Annotated in this window: 14 protein-coding genes; 8 read left to right on the top strand and 6 right to left on the bottom strand. The window is 39.1% G+C overall.

The window, feature by feature from the left end:
• Positions 1–39: 39 nt before the first annotated feature.
• Positions 40–396, bottom strand: a complete 357-nt coding sequence (locus ACOMC3_RS04685) for a DUF3276 family protein (RefSeq protein WP_420318372.1) — start codon at positions 394–396, stop codon at positions 40–42.
• Positions 397–509: 113 nt separating this feature from the next.
• On the opposite strand from ACOMC3_RS04685, the gene ACOMC3_RS04680 reads away from it, so the two are divergent.
• Positions 510–1409 carry a DUF58 domain-containing protein gene (locus tag ACOMC3_RS04680; protein WP_420318371.1) on the top strand — a complete coding sequence of 300 codons (900 nt, stop codon included), beginning with the start codon at positions 510–512 and terminating at the stop codon, positions 1407–1409.
• Here the strand turns inward: ACOMC3_RS04680 and ACOMC3_RS04675 are convergent, their stop codons facing one another.
• On the bottom strand, positions 1410–1754 hold the full coding sequence (locus tag ACOMC3_RS04675; RefSeq protein ID WP_420318370.1) for a 4Fe-4S binding protein: 345 nt from the start codon (positions 1752–1754) through the stop codon (positions 1410–1412).
• An 88-nt stretch (positions 1755–1842) separates the two neighbouring features.
• Here ACOMC3_RS04675 and ACOMC3_RS04670 point away from each other — a divergent pair, with 88 nt between their 5' ends.
• The 4 genes from ACOMC3_RS04670 (at position 1843) to ACOMC3_RS04655 (ending at position 9857) form a co-directional block, all read left to right on the top strand.
• The gene (locus tag ACOMC3_RS04670) at positions 1843–2841 is read left to right on the top strand and encodes an acyl-CoA reductase (protein ID WP_420318369.1); all 999 of its coding nucleotides are present in this window, start codon (positions 1843–1845) and stop codon (positions 2839–2841) included.
• A 104-nt stretch (positions 2842–2945) separates the two neighbouring features.
• Positions 2946–5726, top strand: coding sequence for a bifunctional aconitate hydratase 2/2-methylisocitrate dehydratase (locus tag ACOMC3_RS04665; protein ID WP_420318368.1), 2781 nt, complete (start codon positions 2946–2948; stop codon positions 5724–5726).
• Between the two features lie 452 nt (positions 5727–6178).
• Positions 6179–8911, top strand: a complete 2733-nt coding sequence (acnA, locus tag ACOMC3_RS04660; RefSeq protein ID WP_420318367.1) for an aconitate hydratase AcnA — start codon at positions 6179–6181, stop codon at positions 8909–8911.
• A gap of 148 nt (positions 8912–9059) precedes the next feature.
• On the top strand, positions 9060–9857 hold the full coding sequence (locus ACOMC3_RS04655) for a phosphopeptide-binding protein (protein WP_420318366.1): 798 nt from the start codon (positions 9060–9062) through the stop codon (positions 9855–9857).
• A 73-nt stretch (positions 9858–9930) separates the two neighbouring features.
• Here the strand turns inward: ACOMC3_RS04655 and ACOMC3_RS04650 are convergent, their stop codons facing one another.
• Both ACOMC3_RS04650 and ACOMC3_RS04645 read right to left on the bottom strand, forming a co-directional pair.
• The gene (locus tag ACOMC3_RS04650; RefSeq protein WP_420318365.1) at positions 9931–10968 is read right to left on the bottom strand and encodes a hypothetical protein; all 1038 of its coding nucleotides are present in this window, start codon (positions 10966–10968) and stop codon (positions 9931–9933) included.
• Between the two features lie 191 nt (positions 10969–11159).
• Positions 11160–12254 carry a TolB family protein gene (locus ACOMC3_RS04645; RefSeq protein ID WP_420318364.1) on the bottom strand — a complete coding sequence of 365 codons (1095 nt, stop codon included), beginning with the start codon at positions 12252–12254 and terminating at the stop codon, positions 11160–11162.
• Positions 12255–12296: 42 nt separating this feature from the next.
• Here ACOMC3_RS04645 and ACOMC3_RS04640 point away from each other — a divergent pair, with 42 nt between their 5' ends.
• Positions 12297–13523: a M28 family peptidase gene (locus ACOMC3_RS04640; protein WP_420318363.1), complete on the top strand. Its 1227-nt coding sequence runs from the start codon at positions 12297–12299 to the stop codon at positions 13521–13523.
• A 330-nt stretch (positions 13524–13853) separates the two neighbouring features.
• Here the strand turns inward: ACOMC3_RS04640 and ACOMC3_RS04635 are convergent, their stop codons facing one another.
• On the bottom strand, positions 13854–15749 hold the full coding sequence (locus tag ACOMC3_RS04635) for a tetratricopeptide repeat-containing sensor histidine kinase (RefSeq protein ID WP_420318362.1): 1896 nt from the start codon (positions 15747–15749) through the stop codon (positions 13854–13856).
• Positions 15750–15752: 3 nt separating this feature from the next.
• Entirely contained in the window at positions 15753–16109 is a 357-nt protein-coding gene (locus ACOMC3_RS04630; protein ID WP_420318361.1) for a hypothetical protein, read from the bottom strand.
• 153 nt (positions 16110–16262) lie between these two features.
• Here ACOMC3_RS04630 and ACOMC3_RS04625 point away from each other — a divergent pair, with 153 nt between their 5' ends.
• Positions 16263–17504 (top strand): TPR end-of-group domain-containing protein, encoded by a 1242-nt coding sequence (locus ACOMC3_RS04625; protein WP_420318360.1) that lies wholly within the window; start codon positions 16263–16265, stop codon positions 17502–17504.
• Positions 17505–17903: 399 nt separating this feature from the next.
• Complete coding sequence (locus ACOMC3_RS04620; protein WP_420318359.1) at positions 17904–19154, top strand: hypothetical protein; 1251 nt, start codon at positions 17904–17906, stop codon at positions 19152–19154.
• Positions 19155–19196: the final 42 nt, after the last annotated feature.

Here is a 19196-nt window from a genome sequence, read left to right as displayed (position 1 = left end):
GAAGCCTCTCTCTTCATACTTATAAAAAAAATTAACTTACTAATCCCACTTAAGATCCGAATCTGAATCTGATACGTCAGCATTCGCTACAGCAGGTTCTTCATGATTATCTCTATCAAACTGTGTAAAATCAACCTCCGGCATCAACTCTTCCTTCACATGATTTACTGTTGAATTAAGTGCGTTAACAAACTTGTTGAAATCCTCTTTGTACAGAAAAATCTTATGCTTCTCATAGAAAAACCCATCATCTTTAGGTTTTCGCTTACTTTCCGTAATGGTTAAGTAATAGTCATTCGACCTTGTCGCTTTCACATCAAAAAAGTAAGTACGCTTTCCCGCCTTTACTCTCTCAGAATAGATTTCGTCTCTTCCTTTTTCGTTATTGTCTTCCACTTGCAAAAAATTTGTGTTAGGTGTTAGTTTGTTACCAAAATCGGGGCTAAATATACTGCTTTATATTTTTTATATGCAAAACAAATGTTGGATTCCCCGTTGAATAGTACCTTATGACTACAAACATTTCAGAAATTAATCAATATGACAACCTTGGTTTGATTGCTAAACAGCTAGTCGACGGCTTCATAACAGGTCTTCATAAATCTCCATATCATGGATTCTCTGTTGAATTTGCGGAGCATAAACTATATAACTATGGAGAGAGTACGCGTCACATAGATTGGAAAGTATACTCAAGAACGGATCGATTATATACCAAGCAATATGAAGAGGAGACCAATCTTAGATGCCGCATTTTGATAGATAATTCTGCATCTATGCACTATCCAAAACCAGGAAAGGACAAACTTAAATTCTCCATTTTTGCTGCATCTGCACTTTCATATTTGCTGGCTAAGCAAAGAGATGTTGTTGGTCTTTCTGTGTTTTCTGACAGAATTGAAGAAGAAACAGATTTAAGAAGCACAAAGTCTCACCTCAACTCAATACTTACAAAACTTTCTGAATTAGAGAACACCACTCCTGAATCACAGACTAACATTTCTAAGGTGTTGCATGAAATAGCGGATAAAATCCATAAACGATCACTCGTAGTTATTTTTTCCGATATGTTTCAAAATAGCAATGAGGATGAATTATTAAGCGCTTTGCAGCATTTAAAACATAATAAGCACGAAGTGATTTTGTTCCATGTTTCTGATTATGCTACGGAATTGAATTTTGAGTTTGAAGACAGGCCCTACCGCTTTATAGATTTGGAAACAAAAGAATCCATCAAGATCAATCCTCATGACATCAAAGATGAGTACCGCTCTGAAACTGCAAAGTTTTACCAGGAACTTAAGATTAAGTGTGGTATGATGAAGGTAGATTTTGTCCCTGTCAACACCAATGACTCGTTTGATAAGGTACTAGGGGCTTATTTAATCAAACGTAAAAAGATGCGTTGATTACAAATGTAACCACTCTTTTTTAGCGGTTAACTCCTCTTCAGTTTCAACATAATCGGGATCCGGAACACAACAATCAACCGGACAAACAGCTGCACATTGAGGCTCCTCATGAAAACCAGTACATTCTGTGCATTTTCCTGGAACGATATAATAAAACTCATCTGAAACCGGCTCCTGGACTTCTTTTGCGTCTACCTTGGACCCATCTTCCATCTCAATGTCGCTGAGATCTGTGCCATCGGCCCATTTCCATTCTACTCCACCTTCATATATGGCTGTATTTGGGCATTCGGGTTCACATGCACCACAGTTGATGCATTCGTCGGTAATCATTATTGCCATAAAAAAGCTTTTTTATTGTGTTCTAAATGAGGGAACAAAATTAATCGCAATAAGTTTGCAGCCCAACAAGAACTTACATTCAATTTTTATGCAATTAGAAGATCGCATCAGTGCCTTTGCCAAACTTGGAGAAAAAATTGCAAGCCTTTCATCATCTGAGTTAGATCAACTGGGTGCAATTGCCAAAAGCAAAAATGGGTGGTTTACACCTAAAAGTGTATCTCAAGCGCTGAAAGGGATACAATTTATGCTAGATAATAATAAAATACAGGAATGGACATCACGGTATAACCTTAATGAGGTGACACCTAAGATTGTAGGAATCGTAATGGCTGGCAATATTCCGCTGGTTGGATTCCATGATCTACTTTCTGTCTTGATTAGCGGTCATTTTGCTGCTATAAAACCAAGCAGCAATGATGAATTTTTAATCCGTACGATGATCGATTGGATTGTTGAAATAGAGCCCAGATTTAAGAAAAACATAGAGATCAGAGAAAAGCTCACAAGTATTGATGCTGTTATCGCTACGGGCAGTGATAACACCGCTCGATACTTTGAATACTATTTTAAGGACATACCAAACGTAATTCGGAAGAACAGAACTTCAGTAGCAATTTTATCTGGTAAAGAATCAGATTCCGAACTTCAATCTTTAGGGAGCGACATTTTTTCATATTATGGATTAGGATGTAGAAATGTTTCAAAGGTATTTACACCGAAAGGATATGACTTTAGAGATTCATTTCCGCATTTTGAAGCCTTCAGTGATATATCAAACCATAATAAATATCGAAACAATTACGACTACTATAAATCCATTTTTCTTGTAAATAAGACACCACATCTTGACACTGGATTTTTGCTAATTAACACTACTGATGATCTTGTTTCGCCAATAAGTGTTCTTTATCACCAGGTGTATGAACCTCTAGATAGCCTTTATGGCATTCTGGAAGGTCAAAAAGAAAAAATTCAATGCATTGTTAGTAAAAAACATATTGCCTTTGGTAAGGCACAAAGTCCGGATTTGTGGGACTATGCTGATAATGTGGACACATTACAATTCCTTACAGATTTAAAGTGATTTCCGCTTCTGTTTTTGTTTTTGTGGAGACGTCCAATCAAAAAACCAAATCAATTATCTTTGCAAACTTTTGAATTGCAGGCCCTTTTTAAAAAAATCTTAGAATGAAGATATACAACGATTACATCAACGAAATCGAAGAGAGAAAAGCTCAAGGATTACAGCCTAAGCCAATCGATGGCGATGAATTACTAAGCGAAATCATCAAGATAATCAAAGATGCTGGTAATGAGCATCGAGCAAATGCTCTCCAGTTCTTTATTTATAATACGCTACCTGGGACTACACCAGCCGCTGTTGTAAAAGCTAAGTTCTTAAAGGAAATTATTCTTGGTGAATCAGTTATTGAAGAAATCAGTCCTTCATTCGCATTTGAGTTACTATCTCACATGAAAGGCGGTCCTTCTATTGAAGTATTGCTTGACCTGGCCTTAGGAAATGATGCGGGAATAGCTAAAGAGGCTGCAAAAGTGCTTAAGACACAAGTGTTTTTGTATGATGCGGATTATGATCGCTTAAAGAAAGCTTTTGAAAACGGGCACGAAATCGCGAAAGAGTTATTAGAAAGCTATGCAAAAGCGGAATTCTTCACAAAACTCCCTGAGGTTGAAGAAGAAATTGAAATCGTAACATTTATTGCCGGAGAGGGAGATATTTCTACAGATTTACTTTCTCCTGGTGCAGATGCACACTCCAGATCAGATAGAGAGCTACATGGACAATGTATTTTCGAGCACAACAAGGAAATGCAAAAGGAGCTTTCAACTTTAAAAGAAAAGCATCCTGATAAGCGAGTGATGTTGATCGCTGAAAAAGGGACAATGGGTGTAGGTTCATCCAGAATGTCAGGAGTGAACAACGTGGCATTGTGGACGGGTATTCAATCCAGCCCATATGTTCCGTTCGTCAATATTGCTCCTATCATTGCAGGAACAAACGGCATTTCACCAATATTCTTAACTACAGTAGGTGTTACTGGAGGTATTGGTATTGACCTTAAAAATTGGAGAAAAAAAACCGATGCAGATGGTAAAGTCATTGTAGATGAGAATGGTGAGCCAGTGTTAGAAGAAGTTTATTCTGTAGCAACAGGAACTGTTCTCACAATAAATACTCAAAAGAAAAAGCTTTATAAAGGAGATCAAGAGCTGATTGATATCTCTTCTTCATTAACCCCTCAAAAGCTCGAATTTATAAGGGCAGGTGGTTCTTATGCTGTCGTTTTTGGCAAGAAATTACAGACGTTCGCTGCAAAAACGCTAGGCACTGAAGCTCCGACCGTATTCGCTCCATCAAAAGAAATTTCGAACGATGGACAAGGACTTACGGCAGTTGAGAAAATATTCAACAAAAATGCTGTTGGAATCACTTCGGGTAAGACATTGCATGCCGGCTCGGATGTTCGTGCGGAAGTAAACATTGTGGGATCTCAGGATACTACAGGTCTGATGACTGCTCAGGAATTAGAATCAATGGCAGCAACCATTATATCACCGATAGTAGATGCTGGTTACCAGTCTGGATGTCACACTGCTTCTGTTTGGGATAGTAAAGCGCAAGCCAACATTCCGAAACTTATGAAATTCATGAACGACTTTGGTCTAATTACCGGGCGTGATCCAAAAGGCGTTTATCCTGCAATGACAGATGTGATCCACAAAGTACTCAACGATATCACTGTGGATGATTGGGATATCATTATTGGAGGAGATTCTCACACAAGAATGTCTAAAGGTGTTGCATTTGGAGCGGATTCAGGGACTGTTGCCCTTGCCCTTGCCACAGGAGAAGCATCTATGCCAATTCCACAATCTGTGAAGGTGACTTTCAAAGGAGAAATGAAGCCTTACATGGACTTCCGGGATGTGGTTCATGCAACACAGCAACAAATGTTGAAACAATTCGGTGGTGAAAATGTATTCCAGGGTCGGGTTATTGAGGTACACCTTGGAACCTTGACTGCCGATCAGGCATTCACATTCACTGATTGGACAGCTGAGATGAAAGCCAAGGCATCCATCTGTATTTCAGAAAATGAGACATTGATCGAGTCACTGGAAATTGCCAAAGGCAGAATCCAAATCATGATAGAGAAGGGCATGGATAATGATCTCAATGTTCTTCAGGGATTGGTTGACAAGGCAAATAGACGAATTGCAGCAATCAGATCCGGTGAAAAACCGGCATTAACTCCGGATTCTAATGCAAAATATCATGCAGAAGTAATTGTTGATCTTGACGTCATAGGCGAGCCAATGATTGCAGATCCGGACGTAAATAACGCTGACGTTTCAAAACGATACACACACGATACCATCAGACCGCTTTCATTCTATGGTGGCACAAAGAAAGTTGATCTAGGATTTGTCGGGTCGTGTATGGTTCACAAGGGTGATATGAAGATTTTGGCGCAAATGCTCAAGAACATTGAGCAGCAACATGGAAAAGTGGAATTTAAGGCTCCACTTGTTGTAGCCCCTCCTACTTACAACATCGTTGATGAGTTGAAAGCGGAAGGCGACTGGGAAGTGCTTCAGAAATACTCAGGATATGAATTTGATGATAACAATCCAAAAGCTGCGGCGCGAACGAAATATGAAAACATGTTGTACCTGGAGCGTCCAGGTTGTAACCTGTGCATGGGTAACCAGGAGAAAGCTGAGCCAGGGGACACGGTAATGGCCACTTCTACACGTCTCTTTCAAGGAAGAGTGGTTAAAGACTCTGGTGAGAAAAAAGGAGAATCATTGCTTTCATCTACACCAGTTGTTGTATTATCAACGATCCTTGGTCGCACGCCTACAATGGCAGAATACGAAGCAGCCGTACAAGGCATTGACTTGACTAAGTTTAAGCCATCGAGCAAGAAGCTTGTAGCAGCATAGTTTAGCTGACCTTTAAAACGGAAGCCCGAGTCGTTGATTCGGGCTTTTTTTTTGTTTATACCACCCGTATTCCCATACAAGACTGGGATTCCCATGACTCGGAAGCTATCGCTTTTCCTCCCAAGGGAATAGGGGTAGTTATTAAACAGATGATTTTGAGTCGAAATTAAGACTTGGTTTATTCCGTATTCCCTTGAGAGACCGAAATGAAATGAGGTCGAGACATGGGAATCTCCCAAAAGCTATGAAGATGTTATTACATGAGATTCCCAAGTCTCACTCCTACGTCATTCGCAAGGGAATAAAGGCTTTTAAATACTTTACCGTATTCCCTTGTCATTCAAGTCATGGGTATCCCTAACCACCACAAGCACAAGGAAATTGTCTCAGAAACTAAACAAACACATTTCCTGTTTATCTTTAGAATCGTAAACCTTTAAACACAATTATTTATGCCTCAGGATTTTCTAGGAATCGAACAACAATTACGCAGTCAATTAGGTGAACATAAATACTTCAGCCTCTTTGAATTAGCCAAGAAGAAGCCAGTTGTAAAAAAACTCCCTTATTCCATTCGAATCCTTTTAGAAAACGTCATCCGAAATTATGATGGATTTGCTGTCACTGAGGATCATATTGAAACTGTTTTAAACTGGAAGGAAACCGCAGGCAAAAAAGACATTCCTTACAGCCCGGCCAGGGTATTGATGCAGGATTTTACTGGCGTACCCGCAGTTGTTGATATTGCGTCGATCCGGGCAGAAGTGGCTCGAAAAGGAAAAGACACCAGCAAAACGAACCCGGTAGTTCCAGCAGATATGGTCATTGACCACTCAGTAGTTGTTGATTTTTTCGGTGCAGCTGATTCGTATCAGAAAAATGTGGATCTGGAATATCAAAGAAACGATGAACGATATAAGCTTTTAAAGTGGGGACAACAGGCTTTTACAAACTTCTCAGTAGTACCTCCGGGCATGGGTATTTGTCATCAGGTGAATCTTGAGTATTTGGCAAAAGGAGTGATTGAACGAGATGGTTATTTATTCCCCGATACACTTGTAGGTACAGACTCTCACACACCAATGGTCAATGGTATTGGCGTTCTTGGTTGGGGTGTTGGAGGTATTGAAGCAGAGGCAGCCATGCTTGGTCAACCAATCTATATGATTCTTCCCCAAGTAATCGGTCTTAGAATTACAGGTAAGATGAAAGAAGGGACAACCTCCACTGACTTGGTATTAACGATTACCAAGTTGCTGAGGGATTATGGTGTTGTTGGAAAAATCGTTGAGGTTTTTGGTCCAGGACTTGAAAACCTGGCGGTAACTGACAGAGCTACCATCTCCAACATGTCTCCTGAATTTGGTTGCACTGACACTCACTGGCCAATTGATCAGCGTACACTCGATTACATGCGGAATACAAGCCGAACAGAAGATCATATCGACATGGTGGAAGCGTATGCGAAAACAAATATGCTTTGGAGAGATGATAATGCCGAAATTGAATATACTGATGTTGTAGAGTTGGATTTAGGGACAGTAGAACCCACAATCTCTGGACCTAAGCGACCACAAGATAAAATCTTTTTGAGAGAGGCTAAGAGCAAAATGGTTGAGCTCCTTAAGCAACAGGGAAGAGAATACATAGCCATAAATGAACGAGTGGCAGACTGGGCCAATGAAGGTGGTCAGCCTGCACCTACGGTCAGCAATAAAAATGGAATAAGAAGTGTAGATGTTGAAATTGATGGTCAAACGCACTGCATATCCGATGCATCTGTTGTGGTGGCAGCCATTACCTCATGTACCAATACTTCTAATCCGAGCGTAATGATTGGGGCTGGTTTAGTAGCCAAAAAAGCATCTGAGCTAGGGCTGAAAGTTAAGCCTTGGGTTAAGACCTCTTTAGCTCCAGGATCACGGGTTGTTACCGAATACCTTGAGAAATCTAAGTTGATGCCATTCCTTGAGGATCTTAAGTTTTACACTGTAGGATATGGATGTACAACTTGTATCGGCAACTCCGGTGACATGATTCCTTCAGTGCAAAAGGCAGTGATTGAAAATGATTTGGTTGTAAGTTCTGTGCTCTCTGGGAACAGAAACTTTGAAGCTCGTATACACCCGAATATCAAAATGAACTTTCTGGCGTCACCAATGCTAGTAGTTGCCTATGCAATCGCTGGACATACGGATTTTGATATGAACAATGAGCCGTTAGGGCAAAACAAAGATGGCAAGGACGTTTACCTGAAAGATATCTGGCCAACATCAAAGGAAATCGATGCAGTAATGACCAGCGTTCTGAGTCCTGATGATTATAAATCAAACTATGAGACCATTTTTGATGGAGACGATACCTGGAGAAACCTGGCTGCTCCTAAAGGACAGACGTATGATTGGGATAGCAATTCAACGTACATCCAGGAAGCACCATTCTTTAAGAACATTTCTGAAGATGTACCTGAACCTCAGGATATCAAAGGTGCCAAAGTGCTATTGCAACTGGGTGATATGGTTACAACCGATCATATTTCACCTGCCGGAAAGTTTTTGCCCGAGCACCCTGCAGGACAATACCTGGTAGAAAACAATGTTGAAAAGAGAGATTTCAACTCGTACGGTTCACGCAGGGGAAATCATGAAGTGATGATGCGAGGAACCTTTGCGAATGTTCGGATCAAAAATAAGCTAGCTAGTAGAGAGGGTGGTTGGACTACTTATATCCCAACAGGTGAGGAAATGACTGTCTTTGATGCATCCATGAAGTATCAGGAAGAAGGAACTCCTTTAGTTGTGATTGGTGGAAAAGAATACGGTTCCGGATCATCCAGGGATTGGGCAGCAAAAGGAACAACGCTTCTTGGTGTAAAAGCAGTTATAACTGAAAGCTATGAACGTATTCACCGTTCCAACCTTGTAGGTATGGGTGTACTCCCACTGCAGTTTCAGGAAGGTGAAACACAGGACACGTTAGGATTGACAGGTGAAGAAACCTACGACATCTCAGGTATCTCTGATGATCTAACTCCAGGAAAGTTGGTGGATGTAACTGCCACGAAGAAAGATGGTTCCGAAGTAGCATTTAAAGCCCTTGTTAGATTAGATTCCGGAGTGGATGTAGAATACTACAAGCACGGTGGAATTTTGAATTATGTATTAAGAAACTTCTTAAAGGATTGATTAATATCGGCACGATATCACAGAGGCTCAATCGTTCGATTGAGCCTCTTTTTGTTTGACTCAATTTTGATTAATTCAAACTTTTTCGAACAAAATCCCCCACTAAACATGTTATCTTAACACTAATAAGAACCTAATAATCAGAAAAATGAAAATTAATTATCTAAAACAAATAGCCTTACACTCATTTGGAATTGCTTTCTTGATGGCTAGCTGTACTGCTCCACAAAAGAAAGAAGAAGCAAGCGAAGAGCCATCAGCACCCGAAATTACGCTAACCAAGGCTCCACCTTCACCGGAATTTCCGGCAGCAAACCTTATCAAAAGAGGTGATGCAGCAGTCACTCCAACTGATAGTACATATGTTGTAAACTATACCTTTGATGTTCAAAACTATGAGCTTGGTATGCCAACTGATGATTATGAAACAAGAGGTATTGCCAATTCAGGCAAGGGGCAGCATATACATTTTATTGTTAATAATGGACCATATGCAGCTCACTATATGCCAGGTGTAAATGATAACCTTGATGCAGGCAACTATGTTGTCCTGGCATTTCTTTCCAGATCTTATCATGAAAGTGTCAAAGGATCAGACGCCTTTCATATTGAAAACCTTGTGGTAGGTGATGCAGAACCAGACTCAGCTGATTTAACAGCTCCACATCTATTCTACAGTAGACCAAAGGGCACTTACAAAGGAGCAGATGCTGAAAAGGTTATGCTAGATTTTTATCTACTAAATACGGAATTGTCTGCCGATGGAAATAAAGTCAAAGCCACCATCAATGGAAATGAATTTATAATAGATGAGTGGGCTCCATTTTATATCGAAGGGCTTCCAATGGGTAGAAATGAGATCAAACTTGAGCTAATAGATGCGACAGGAAACCTCGTTCCTGGACCATTCAATTCGGTTGAAAGAGCAATTACACTAGAGGAATAGTAAATGAAAAAAGATAACTTCACTTTAATCAAAAAAGCCCCAAATGGGGCTTTTTTGATTGTATATTTTTGATCTAATTCTTACTAAAGTTTGCGTTAAAGAACGGTAGCCATCTGAGCCCTTTCGGATTATTTGGATTATGGTTTAACAGGCCAATCTGAAACCCTTTGCCACCTTCTGACATATTAAGTATTCCGATGGATATGCCATTATTTTTGCCTCTTATTTGATTGAAAGCAGATATAGACGCTCCTTTAAGTTGTGCCTCACTGTCTGAATCTTTATCTCCAATTTTGACCCATGCTGGAGCCAATGCAATACCTGTTACTTCATTCCCTCCAACTACTGCGGCCATACTAATTCCCTTCACTTTAGGAGATCCTACACCGATTAATGCAACATTCAAGCCTACAAGCGATTCTCCTGCACCAACTCCAATACCACCTATGTTAATTCCTTTTGCGTTACCACCGGCACCCATTCCTATACCGCCAATGCTAATGCCAGAAATATCATCACCAGACCCAACACCTATTCCTCCAATATTGAGCCCTTTTACATCTCCACCTGAACCTACACCAATACCCGCTAGATTGATTCCCTTCAATTCATCACCAGCTCCGACACCAATTCCTCCAAAGTTTAAGCCTGAAACAGTTTCTCCAGATCCTATACCTATTCCAGCAAGATTGATACCACTGACTTTTTCTCCAGCTCCTATCCCAATGCCTGCTAAGTTGATGCCAGTCATGCTTTCACCAGCACCTGCTCCAAACCCACCAATGGTTAAACCATTGAGTTGATCATTTGCACTGATACCAGCTAGCCCCAGATTTATTCCGTTCCTCTTAGCCGCTCCTCCGGAAAGAGGCACACCCACGCTAATTCCATTTACAACACCATCTCCATCATCACTATTTGGATGCCAGATAGTAAAGGAAACACCATTAATTTTTTCAACATTTTGATCTTTGAAGTTGAACCTCAAACCAGTAAAAATGGGCGAGTTTCCGAATCCCAGAAACCATTTCTTTGTTGGTATCCCAAATCCAGGATCGTTTGCAAATGTCAATACAGGAAATAATAGCACGATTGCTAGTAGCTTTTTCATAGTCTTTTAGATTTTGAGTTTGAGTTTAAATAATAGATTCCTATGGTATAGGAATGGTTGCATGACAAATGAAATAAGATGATCACATGTCAGGATCAAGCAAAATCCAAAAACGGGATTAAGAGCATTCCTACCCTACGAGTTGCCATGAAGGAAATTTGGTACTCGATAAATTGTTTTTGATTAAGGTGTCAATCCACCCACTCAGCTACGAAGAGATTTGTATCTCTTGTACCCCCATTGTTTCTATTAGAAGCCCAAACCAGATATTTTCCATCCGGGCTAAACATCGGGAATGAATCAAAAGTATCATCAAACGTAACTTGCTCCAATCCTGTGCCGTCCAAATTGATCATGAAGAGGTTGAAAGGAAATCCTCGTTGAGAGGCGTGATTGGATGAGAAAAGTATTTTTTGTCCATCAGGGGTAAAGAAAGGTGCCCAGTTGGCATTTCCTAAGCTCGTGATCTTTCTAGCCTCTGATCCATCAGCATTTGCAACATATAACTCCATTTTGGTAGGTTGAACCAAGCCTTGAGCTAGTAATCCTTTATATTCTACAATTTCTTCTTCACTCTGTGGTCTTGATGCTCTCCATACAATCTTGCTACCATCTGGAGAAAAGAACGCACCACCATCATAACCAAGTTCATCGGTAATTTGTACCACATCAGAACCGTCTAAATTCATTGTGTAAAGCTCCAAATCTCCTGAACGAGTAGACGTAAAAATGATTCGATCACCATTTGGAGAAACAGTAGCTTCTGCATCGTATCCTTCTTCAGAGGTCAATTGATTGACAATCTTACCATCCAGGTCTGCAACAAAAATGTCATATCCTGCATAAATTGGCCAGACGTATTTTCCACTGTTACGATCTGGTGTAGCAGGACAAAGGCTATCTGCTAAATGTGTAGAACCATATACGATCAATGAATCTCCAGGTAAGAAATAGGCACAGGTAGTTCTTCCAAGACCGGTGCTTACCATGTTTGGCATTTCACCTTTTTTAGGATTGCTTGCATCAAGAGTAAATATCTGATCACATTCTACACCCCAATCTGAATAGTCTGATTGAAAGACAAGACTTTCTCCATCAAAGCTCCAGTATGCTTCTGCATTATTACCACCCCATGTAAGTTGTTTTACATTTTTGAGATGCACTTCCTTATCATATTTAAGGGTATCTGATACTGTTTGACTATCTGATTCGTTTGTTGATTTTGCATTTTGCTGGCAGGCAATTACTGAGAGTGTAAGAAATAAAATCGTAAAGTTCTTCATCATTGGTATATTCGAATTGCGAATCTAACTCACAAAATGATCTGTATGAAAAAGCATTTGTCACCACTCCTACTGATTTTCATTTTTTTCTTTTGTCAACAGCAAAAGGAATACAATCCAATTGAAGCAATTTCAAAGGATATCTTAATCTTAGCAAGCGATTCACTTTCTGGACGAGAGGTAGGTAGTGAAGGGGAAAAAATGGCTGCTGATTATATAGTTTCAGAACTTAAATTGGCGGGTACTTCACCCAAAGGAACTGAAGATTATTATCAATCCTTTTTTGTGAAGGATGCAGATAATCCACACGCACAACCATCTGAAGATACAGGTGAGGATGGAATTACTGGATATAATGTGATTGGAATGATAGATAATCCATCTGATGAGTTGGTGATTGTAGGGGCTCACTATGACCATTTAGGAATGGGAGGTTTTTCTTCACTTCATCGTGGTGAAGAAGCCGTTCATAATGGGGCCGATGATAATGCTAGTGGTATTGCTGCAATGCTTCATTTGGCCCGAGTACTTGTAAATAGAGAGCTTGAAAGAGATGTATTATTTATCGGGTTTTCAGGTGAAGAAAAAGGACTGTGGGGATCAAATTATTTCACTAAGAATCCTACAATTGAACTCAGTAAAGTCAATTTCATGATCAACATGGACATGGTGGGTCGTTTGGATAAATCTAAAGGGCTGGCTGTAAATGGTACGGGTACTTCTCCCATTTGGAATTGGTTACTTGATGAAGTGAATGAAGACAGTTTGAAGTTGATCAAAAGCGAATCCGGCGTTGGTCCATCAGATCACACTTCATTCTACTTGCAGGATATTCCAGTTCTACACTTTTTCACCGGTCAACATGAGGATTACCATAAGCCGGGGGATGATCCTGAGAAGATCAATGAAGATGGAATATTACAGATCGCATCTATGATTGAAAAAATGATTGTGCTGATGGATGATGATGAAAAGATTGCATTTACAAAAACCAAAGATCAATCTGATAACCCACGATTTACAGTAACCCTTGGAGTGGTGCCTGACTATATGTTTGACGGAGAAGGCATGCGTATTGATGGTGTTAGTGAAGATAAACCGGCAATCAAAGCGGGGATAATAAAAGGTGATATTGTTATTCAATTAGGTGACAGTACTGTCAATGATATGATGAGCTACATGCGGGCACTTTCTACCTTTGAAAAAGGAGACAAAACCACTGTATTCATTGATCGTAAAGGTGAAAAGCTAGAATTTGAGATTGAGTTTTAGGGCGTGATAAACGCTCCAGCCTCAATCCCGACACACGCCCCCGAAACGTCGGACCGCCTTCAAAGTGGGATTTATTTCTAACATAGATTTCTGGAAAGAAATACAAAAACCTTAACTGTTCCGTATTCCCTTGGGAGACCGAATGAAATGAGGTCGAGTCATGGGAATCTCATAATCCGGAAGTAAATCCCATGTCTCACTCCTGCGTCGTTCGCAAGCCTGCCTGCGGTAGGCAAGGGAATAGGGAAGGAGTGAATAAACATTCCACAGCTAGCCCTCAGACCACCTCAACCCCCTTCAAAGGGGGAATAATCCTCAAAAACGATTTAATTATGCTTTAACAGATGTGCCAACAGATTCATACAACGGCAACCATAGTATAAATGTGGTGCCTCTTCCTTCCTCACTATCTACTTCTATTTTGCCATTGTTCATTTCCATAAACTCATGTACAAGTTGAAGACCAAGGCCTAATCCTTTCTCTCCGGAAGTCCCATACGTACTTTTCTTATCTTGAAGTTGGAATAGCTTTTTCAATTTGTCTTTAGGCATACCCACACCTGTATCATAAACTTCGACCTTTGCCATTCCATTCACCTCTGAAGCTCTGATACCAACATCTCCTCCTTCTGGTGTGAATTTCAAGGCATTATTTACAAGATTTCTAAGGATGGTCATCGTAGTATTTTTATCTGACCATAATTTTAGATCTTCTGGAACGTCCGATTGTAGTTGAATGGACTTCCCTTGCGCCATGTTTGATAATGTCTTCAAAAGATCATCAGACATCTCTTTTAAGCCTAATTTCTCTGGTACATTTGGAATATGGCCCTGCTGCTGCATGGCCCAATTTAGCAGATTATCCAATAACTTAGAAAGTTGATCGACAGACTCATCAATGTACTCTGTCATTTCCAAAAGCTGATCACTTTGCTTGTTTTGCACCATCATTTTGATCATCTGACTAATGCCGTTGAATCCGGCAACAGGACTTCTTAGGTCATGTGAAATTATGGAGAAGAATTTGTCTTTGGTGTTATTCAATCGTTCAAGCTCTGCTTTCTGATCAGCTAAAATTCGGTTGATTTTCGCCTTTGAGCGATAATATTTATAAATAATTGCAGCTAAGACAATAAGTAAAAAAGCAAAAACTCCAATCGCATAAGTTACAATTCGCTGAGTTCTTTTTTCGGCAGTAAGTAAGTCAACCTCAGCCTGCTTTTGTCCCACTTCGAATTCCGTTCTGAGATCCGCCATTTGCTGAACTGTTTCAATGTCTGTTAGGCTGTCTTTATAAATCAAGTAAGTCTCGTGGAATTTCAATGCTTCATTGGAATCACCAATCATCTTATACAACTCGTATAGCTTATAATTCGCATCTCGAATTTGTTCCTTAAGACGATGCTCTTTCGCCATTTCTAAACTTTCCTGAGCATACTCGATAGCCCTTCTGAAATCATTTTTCACCGCATATATATCTGCCATGTAAGTGTAAAAAATGGAGATGGAGTAATAATCTTGATATCGACTAAGTATTTCAACAGACTCTTTAATGGCTTTTTCGGCAACAAAATGATCTCCTTTTTCAGCGTAGACTAGCCCGGTGTTACCAATGCTATAAGCCTTGCCCATTTCATGATTAATTGCGTCAAAAATCGCACTTGCATTTGCGAAATAGAGCATCGCACTGTCAAGCTTCTTTACTTCAAAATATCCATCTCCAGCATTTAAGTATGCAATAGCTAAGGTCGTAGAGTCTTCTAAAGTAACGTCATCTAATTCATTAAGAAGTTTGATTGCTTTGTTGTAATTAAAGAATGCGTTATTGTAATCACCAGCCTCTTGGTATAAATCAGCTATTGAGGTATAAACCTCACACCTATCTCGTACACTTTTGGCATATTCAATAGCCTTGAAGAAAGTAAAAAGAGCTGCACTTAAATTGCCTAATTTTTTTTGGGCATATGCTTTAAAATAATGAGCATTATAATAAAAATCAGTCTGATTTGTTTCTGTTGCAAATGCAAGAAGCTTCTCTGTATATTCAATGGTTTTTGCAGGATCTCTTTCGAAATATGCCAGACGACTTAGAACAATGCATTTCAATGAATCAGTTAATTGATCTTTTTCCAGAATGTTGAGTAAACTATCCACCTTCTCATTACTCTGAGAGAAGGTGGTAGTAGAACATAAAATAATTAAAGCTATAACTTGGCAGAACTTCATTAATCAAGGGTTTCCTCCTCCGTTCAATTTTGGATCAACTGTAATTGGCTGTCCTCCGCCATCAGGCTTTACTTTGATACTATAAGAATCAACTTCAGTTGTGCTAGTGGTATCTTTTATTGTAACAACAACTGAATTAGTATCCTCTCCTTTTTTTGATTTAATCAAGTTTGGTTGAGGAGCTTTATCATCAATTTTTTGTATTTTCTGTATGCCATCGCCACCATGAAAGGTCACAGTATCTGTTCCATTAACAGTTGTGGATGGACTTGTAGGAGTAACTGCAGTGTAGGTACCTCCATCTGTATCCGACCATTCCAAAGTTGTTCCATTTAGTCTAAGATAGATATCGTGATTCATTGTTAAATTGGTTATTAGTGATAAATGATTTAAGTCCTCAATATATCAAATGATAATTTGAATCTAACAGTCATGAATTAAATCAATCCATTTTTACAATTAGTTAATGGTTGTTACTCGTTAATCTGTTTTGTCATTGCTAATAAATCAAATATGAAAAATATTATATATATACTCATAATACTTTCTCCATTTATGGGTTCGTCACAAAGTCTACGTGAACTCTATCAAGAGGGAGCTGCTGCATATGAAACAAAAGATTTTGAGCTTTTCAAAAAACGAATGTATTCCATTGATTCAATGCGACCTAACTATCCGGCAGTCGTATATAATTTAGCTGCAGGATATGCACTAACCGGGGAAAAAGAAAAATCCATTGATGTACTCAGTAAGTACATATTGATGGATGCAACCCAGGATTTTGGAAACGATGAGGATTTTAAATCACTACTGAACGACCCTGATTTTATCAGAATTGTCGGTCAACAAGTAGAACTAACTAGAGATCTGGAAATATCTCAAAAAATTTCCTTCCCAATATTAAGTTCTCACCCAGAGTCTATTACCTATTCTGAAGACTCAAAAACTTACTATTTAGGTGGAGTAAGAGATGGTGGTATCTTCAAAATAAAAAACAATAAAGTTGAGCTGTTTGCAGAATCGGCAAAAAACTCGTGGTGTGTGATGGGATTAGAAATTGCACCAAATGACAAAGTATTGTGGGTGTGTACTGCTTCAATGAATAACTATCAGAACTACAATCAAAAAGAAGAGGGATACTCAAGTGTACTCAAGTATGATTTAAAGGCAGGAGAATTACTTGAGACGTATGCCCTTCCAGGAGGACATGTTTTTGGTGATTTAATTACTGATAAAAAAGGAAACGTTTATATATCTGATGGAACATCAAATAAACTTTATTGGATAAGTAAAGAAAAAAATGAACTTGAGGAATTTGTTGACCTATCTGGAAGGGTATTCAACCTTCAGGGTCTTTCGTTTGATGACGATCAAAAGAATATTTACTTAAGCGATTACATTGAAGGCATTTACAAGCTTAATATGGAAAGTAAGAAAGTAATAAAACTTGAAATTGAGGTAGAAGATGTTCTAATAAAGGGAATTGACGGATTGTATTTCATTGACAATTCATTGATTGGACTACACAATGGAACTAATCCAAATCGTGTGATAAAGTATACTCTTTCATCAGATCAACGTGCAATTATTGGAAAAAATATTTTAGCACAAGGAGGAAGTTTAGGGGAGCCTACTCAGGGTGTTTGGATTGATGGTCAATTGCATTTCATAGCCAACAGTCCCTGGGGTGCCTATGATCAAGATGGGAATTTCAATCCTGAAGGTGAAACGGTTGTTATTGGTATTATTAAATAATTGGAAAGCATACTGAATAAAAAGCAAAAGCACCCTCTAGATCATAAAGATTTCCATGTCTCGGGCACCTTCGGTTGCCCTCCCAAGGGAATACGGAAGCCCCTTGCGAGTGACACAGGAGCGAGACTTGGGGATCTGCTAGATGCACAATCGAGCATTAGATTCCCATGACTCAAATAGCTAACGCTATCTTCCTATGGGAATAGTGTGATAAAAAAGGAGCACACAGACAGAAATCTCAAGCTTTGCTAAATCTTGAAGCGCCAAAACATTCTCATCCCCTATTCGTATGTACTTGGTATTAACAAGTACTAATCAATACAAATAAAAGAAACCATTGGTGCAACCTTTTGTCTTTAAGTGGCATCAAACCCATTAGAAACCTAAACTCAAATGACTATGACAGGACTAACAAAGCATTTAAAGCTAATTTCAGCAGCTTTATCAATATTTATCATTACATCTGCCTCAGCACAAAATGAAGGATTTATTTATGGTAAGGTGACCACAGAAGATGGAGATGTATATGAAGGCCCACTTAGATGGGGCAAAGAAGAAGTGTATTGGACGGACATGTTCAACGCTTCAAAAAGAGAAAACAAAAATCTTGATTATCTCACTAGCAGAGAACTAGATGATCTAGAAGACAGGTATCGTGATAATGATGACAATCTTATATCAAGGTTCGTCAGCATCACATGGGATGATGACTATGATGGAAAATTTATCCATGAATTCTCAACTGAATTCGGCAACATTAAATCATTGAAAATAAGATCCAATAGCCGTGTAGAAGTAGAATTAAAAAATGGCGAGTACATAGAGGTAAATGGAAGTGGGTATAATGACATAGGCGCTAAAATTAGTGTTCTTGATAGAGAGCTTGGATTAATAAAACTATCATGGAATAATCTTGAAGAAATTGAATTTCTACCCTCCCCTCCAAGTTTGAGTGAAAGTTTTGGTGAGCCTCTTTACGGAACCGTATTTTGTGAGCTTGGTGAGTTTACCGGATACGTTCAATGGGATCATGATGAAAGAGTAAGCACCGATGTACTTGATGGAGAGGAAGATGGTGATGATTATGAAATTGCATTTGGTAAGATAGAATCTATCGAAAGAGATGGCTACAGCAGTAGCATTGTGAAACTAAAATCCGGGCGTGAACTTGACTTAAGAGGCACAAATGATGTCGATGATGACAACAAAGGCATTATTGTGACTGTCAAAGGATTAGGTAGAGTAGATATTGAATGGGATGACTTTGATCGAGTTGTGTTCAAAAGTGCTCCTAGCAGTGCAGCTGATTATAGTTCTTTCTCTTCACCAAAGAAAATTAAAGGCACTGTTACTGTTGACAATGGAGACAAGCATTCTGGTGAAATTATCTATGATTTGGATGAAGAATACACTTTCGAATTGCTAAATGGTGAAAAGGATGATACTAAATTCATTATTCCATTTAGCAAAATTTCATCAATCGTTCCCAGAAGATCAGATGAAGCTGCCATTACTTTAAAAAGTGGTGATGAATTGATTCTCGAAGATAGCCAGGATGTAAGTGATAAAAATCTTGGAGTATTAATAAAAACAGGATCTGACAGGGTTTATGTACCCTGGGATCGAATTGAAAAAATCACTCTGGACTAAGTGATCAGGACTAAAATAGACTAACTCAAAGGACAAAAACCT

This window comes from Ekhidna sp. (assembly GCF_965212185.1).
Taxonomy (GTDB): Bacteria; Bacteroidota; Bacteroidia; order Cytophagales; family Cyclobacteriaceae; genus Ekhidna.
The sequence above is the reverse complement of the archived record's forward strand: the minus strand, read 5'-3'. Positions and strand labels throughout refer to the sequence as shown.

Bases quoted from the DNA above. Each gene is read 5' to 3' on its own strand.
- ACOMC3_RS04620 (WP_420318359.1), top strand. From the start codon at position 17,904: ATGACAGGACTAACAAAGCATTTAAAGCTAATTTCAGCAGCTTTATCA.
- ACOMC3_RS04680 (WP_420318371.1), top strand. From the start codon at position 510: ATGACTACAAACATTTCAGAAATTAATCAATATGACAACCTTGGTTTG.
- ACOMC3_RS04670 (WP_420318369.1), top strand. From the start codon at position 1,843: ATGCAATTAGAAGATCGCATCAGTGCCTTTGCCAAACTTGGAGAAAAA.
- ACOMC3_RS04645 (WP_420318364.1), bottom strand. From the start codon at position 12,254: ATGATGAAGAACTTTACGATTTTATTTCTTACACTCTCAGTAATTGCC.
- ACOMC3_RS04675 (WP_420318370.1), bottom strand. From the start codon at position 1,754: ATGGCAATAATGATTACCGACGAATGCATCAACTGTGGTGCATGTGAA.
- ACOMC3_RS04635 (WP_420318362.1), bottom strand. From the start codon at position 15,749: ATGAAGTTCTGCCAAGTTATAGCTTTAATTATTTTATGTTCTACTACC.
- ACOMC3_RS04665 (WP_420318368.1), top strand. From the start codon at position 2,946: ATGAAGATATACAACGATTACATCAACGAAATCGAAGAGAGAAAAGCT.
- acnA (WP_420318367.1), top strand. From the start codon at position 6,179: ATGCCTCAGGATTTTCTAGGAATCGAACAACAATTACGCAGTCAATTA.
- ACOMC3_RS04640 (WP_420318363.1), top strand. From the start codon at position 12,297: ATGAAAAAGCATTTGTCACCACTCCTACTGATTTTCATTTTTTTCTTT.
- ACOMC3_RS04650 (WP_420318365.1), bottom strand. From the start codon at position 10,968: ATGAAAAAGCTACTAGCAATCGTGCTATTATTTCCTGTATTGACATTT.
- ACOMC3_RS04625 (WP_420318360.1), top strand. From the start codon at position 16,263: ATGAAAAATATTATATATATACTCATAATACTTTCTCCATTTATGGGT.
- ACOMC3_RS04630 (WP_420318361.1), bottom strand. From the start codon at position 16,109: ATGAATCACGATATCTATCTTAGACTAAATGGAACAACTTTGGAATGG.
- ACOMC3_RS04655 (WP_420318366.1), top strand. From the start codon at position 9,060: ATGAAAATTAATTATCTAAAACAAATAGCCTTACACTCATTTGGAATT.